This is a genomic window from Sulfurimonas sp., assembly GCF_018698455.1.
Classification (GTDB): Bacteria; Campylobacterota; Campylobacteria; order Campylobacterales; family Sulfurimonadaceae; genus Sulfurimonas.
Genome location: NZ_JABIOQ010000042.1, coordinates 1 through 3,286, shown reverse-complemented (window position 1 = coordinate 3,286; position 3,286 = coordinate 1). Strand labels below are relative to the sequence as shown.

Sequence of the window (3,286 nt, the reverse complement as noted above, 5' to 3'; positions counted from 1 at the left end):
TACTATTGTTTACTTTAACAATTTTCTGTTTTTCTTTTGTTTTTATGTATTCTATCTCTTTATCTGTGATTGGTTCACCTAAAAACTCATTAAGAGTTTTAATATCGAAATCTTTTATTAAAATAGATTCTTCACAACAAGGATAAATACTTTTAAAATTAAAAATATTACAACGATTTACACCACGATTGATAACATGATGATAACCAGCAATATCAACTCTTAATCTTGTAGGTATTAAAAATCCTTATTTCTTTTGTTATGTCGATAGTTGAAAATTATATCATAAAAGTGGAGATTCATTCACAGGGGTGCAATTTTAACTCTTAGCTATCAAGAAGGAACTAACATATATTTACAAGCTACTAAACTAACTAAAGTTCTTATGGAACTTGTAAAATATTTTAATATGCAAGAACATTCCAAGAGTCTTAGAATGTACAATAAGGTTTTACCTTAACAGATTCTACCTTCTCTATGCATTTCAGTCACTTATACACATGCACTACACATTAGAAAAGTATACTGTCGTACATTTAGATAACAAAGGCTCAATTATGAAAAATATTTTATTTACTTTACTGCTGTTAACATTAGGTTTTAGCATTATTCATGCATCAGCATTTACTAAAAATGTACAACATAGAGATACAAAAGTACGTATTACATCCCAAAAACCACTAACTACTGGCTCAAATACTTTTATTTTAAATATCACAAAAGATTCTAAAGTACTTAAAGACACTAATGTAAGAGTCAAAGCTTTTATGCCAGCAATGCCAGGTAGCACCTATCATGTATATAGATGGAGTAGGAAGTGAAGTTATGCAACGAATAGCAGCACCTATGCTAGGTGGAGTAGTGAGCTCAGCTATACTTAGTTTAGTAATTATTCCCATTGTCTTTGAGATATATACAAAATGGGAATTAAAAAAACAAAGGTAGCCTCAGCTATTTCTAAACCTCGCCATTTTAAATCTCTCACCTAAAAAGTTTGGAAGGATAAGCATTTTTACTTTTTCAAGTTCTTGTTTGTAGATTTTATCATCTACATTTTCTTTGAGTATCTCTAAGAGGTCTAGGACACCCATGTCTACTAGTGCTACCATTTGAGCCTTTAGTTCTATGAACTCTACTCCAGCCTCTTCGTAAGCATCTTTAACATGTTCGAATGTCACATCGTATGTGATGTCACTCTTAGAAAAGAGTTCTTCATGTTTTACAAAGTCTTCTTCACCTTCTTCGAGGAAAAAAGGGATGACCTTATGTTCTACATAAACTCGCAGGGAAAAATCAGGACGAGCCTGCATCTCTCCATAGTCAAAAGTCATAAATTCAAATGTCTTTGCAGATGAAGCCATCTCTTGTGCAAACTCTTCATAACCCCTTGCTATTTCACCTCTATCTTTATGGTACTTCTTCGCTTTTTCTTCTACCCATGCATCATCTATGTCAAATGCGACATCGTGTCCATTTACACTTCCTGTTTTCCCTTTAAAGTAGAGTTCACAAGGAAAAGCATCAAATATTTCATTTGCGATAAAAAAAGCATTGTCACAACTAAGTTCACTCAAAGATTTATAGTGTGTCAAAGAAACAACATCACCAAATGATTCTTCAAAGTACTTATTTTGCTGTTCTTGAAGTGCATCAAATCGTTCTACGATAACAAAGTTTAAAGTAGTTAGAAGTTTTGGTCTTAGTGTATAGATAAACTCACATACATCAGCGAGGAAATAACCATGATGTGCCCCTATTTCACAAATGACACTATCTTCTTTTAAAAAACCCTCATCTATTAAAGAAATAATATGTTTTGCAATACTACCGCCAAAGAATTTACTCGTACTAACGGCCGTATAAAAATCACCCTTCTTTCCTATGTCTTTATAAGTTGAATAATATCCATCTTCTCCATATAACCAATCACCCATATATTCGCTAAACATAAGATTTGGCATCTATCTATTTCCTTTTACGTCATTCATATAGACTTCATATAACTCTAAGAGTGATAGTTGTTTATCTATTTCATACACCTGAGTATCATACTTTTGTAATTCCAAAGAGTTGTTAAGAAGTGTAACATCATACTCAGTTTTATAACCAGCAGTAAAAAGCTCTTTCGTATCCTCTAAAAGTTTTGTATATATCTCTATATTATCTTGTGCTAAGGCTATTTTTTTTTCATAGTTATCTATGCTATAAAGTGTCTGTAGAAAAAGAGCCTTCTGTTCTCTGCGTTTATCTTCCACCACTACTTTAGATTTCAAAAAATCGACTTTTGCTGATTCCATATCTCTAAAGCTGTTAATGTCTAGAGGCATTGATGCTTTTAGCCCGTAGTTATAGGAAGCGATATTAGTCTTAAATGTAAGGTCATTATCAATAAACTGTTCATTACTTGACCATGTATATCCTGCCGTTAAATTAACTTTTGGTAAATATTTAGAACGAATAATATCTCTAGAGTAGTCTGATTTCTCTACTTCAGCCTGACTCTGTTTAACTGCAAGATTGTACTGCATAAACTCATCTTCACTCATCAGTGAAAAATGTGGGATATTCAATGTTTCATACGGACTATCACTTAATGTTTTAAAGCTTGTAACAAGTAGTTCTTTTGAAGTTTGTAAATCGTAGAGTAAAGATATAACTCTATTTCTCTCTATCATAGCATCATCTAAAAATCCAGAATCTAACTGCCCACTAAGATATTGATCTCTTTTTAGTTTTAAATTTATCTCTGCATTTTGGATTTTTAACTTTTGGGATTTTACTTTTAATGTACTCTGTTTTATCTGCATTAAAATCGACAGAGTAACTTTTATCATTTTAACCTGAGCAACTTCTACTGAATAATCCAAATATTTTTTACTAGCATTTGCAAACTTTATTCCGTAGTAAATTCCACCACTTTGAAAAATAGGTTGATCCATAATGATGGCTGTATTTTCACGAGTAAGCTCTTTTGCCCCTGGTTTACTTCTGGAGTAAATGTACTGTAGTTGTAATGGAGCTATCCAAGAATCACGAAGTTTAGAAGCTTCTGCTTCATTCTTTTCGTACTCATACTTAAACTGCTCTTTTTTGTTTTTGGATATATAATCTTTAAGAGTGCTATCCTCCGCTACAAGAAGAGAATTATATAGCAGACATAACAGTGTTAAGGGCTTTAAAACCTGCATCAATTTCCTCTTTAGTTATCGTAAGTGGTGGTAAGAAACGCAGTGTGTTACGTCCAGCTCTTAAAAGCATAACTCCATTTTCTCGTGAATTATTTATG

4 protein-coding genes are annotated in these 3,286 nt (G+C 32.3%); 1 reads left to right on the top strand and 3 read right to left on the bottom strand.

Going from position 1 to position 3,286, the window contains the following annotated elements:
• Positions 1-557: 557 nt before the first annotated feature.
• The gene (locus HOG88_RS05770) at positions 558-821 is read left to right on the top strand and encodes a FixH family protein (protein ID WP_295004139.1); all 264 of its coding nucleotides are present in this window, start codon (positions 558-560) and stop codon (positions 819-821) included.
• Positions 822-947: 126 nt separating this feature from the next.
• Here the strand turns inward: HOG88_RS05770 and HOG88_RS05765 are convergent, their stop codons facing one another.
• From HOG88_RS05765 to HOG88_RS05755, 3 genes are all read right to left on the bottom strand, one after another.
• Positions 948-1,961: an SAM-dependent methyltransferase gene (locus HOG88_RS05765; RefSeq protein WP_295004137.1), complete on the bottom strand. Its 1,014-nt coding sequence runs from the start codon at positions 1,959-1,961 to the stop codon at positions 948-950.
• Positions 1,962-3,188, bottom strand: coding sequence for a TolC family protein (locus HOG88_RS05760; RefSeq protein WP_295004135.1), 1,227 nt, complete (start codon positions 3,186-3,188; stop codon positions 1,962-1,964).
• Positions 3,145-3,286: aminotransferase class III-fold pyridoxal phosphate-dependent enzyme (locus HOG88_RS05755; protein ID WP_295004141.1), on the bottom strand; the 142-nt coding region annotated here is incomplete at its 5' end. The genes HOG88_RS05760 and HOG88_RS05755, both read right to left, overlap by 44 nt.

Excerpts from the sequence above, each read along its gene's own strand:
- HOG88_RS05770 (WP_295004139.1), top strand. The coding sequence starts at position 558 with ATGAAAAATATTTTATTTACTTTACTGCTGTTAACATTAGGTTTTAGC.
- HOG88_RS05760 (WP_295004135.1), bottom strand. The coding sequence starts at position 3,188 with ATGCAGGTTTTAAAGCCCTTAACACTGTTATGTCTGCTATATAATTCT.
- HOG88_RS05765 (WP_295004137.1), bottom strand. The coding sequence starts at position 1,961 with ATGCCAAATCTTATGTTTAGCGAATATATGGGTGATTGGTTATATGGA.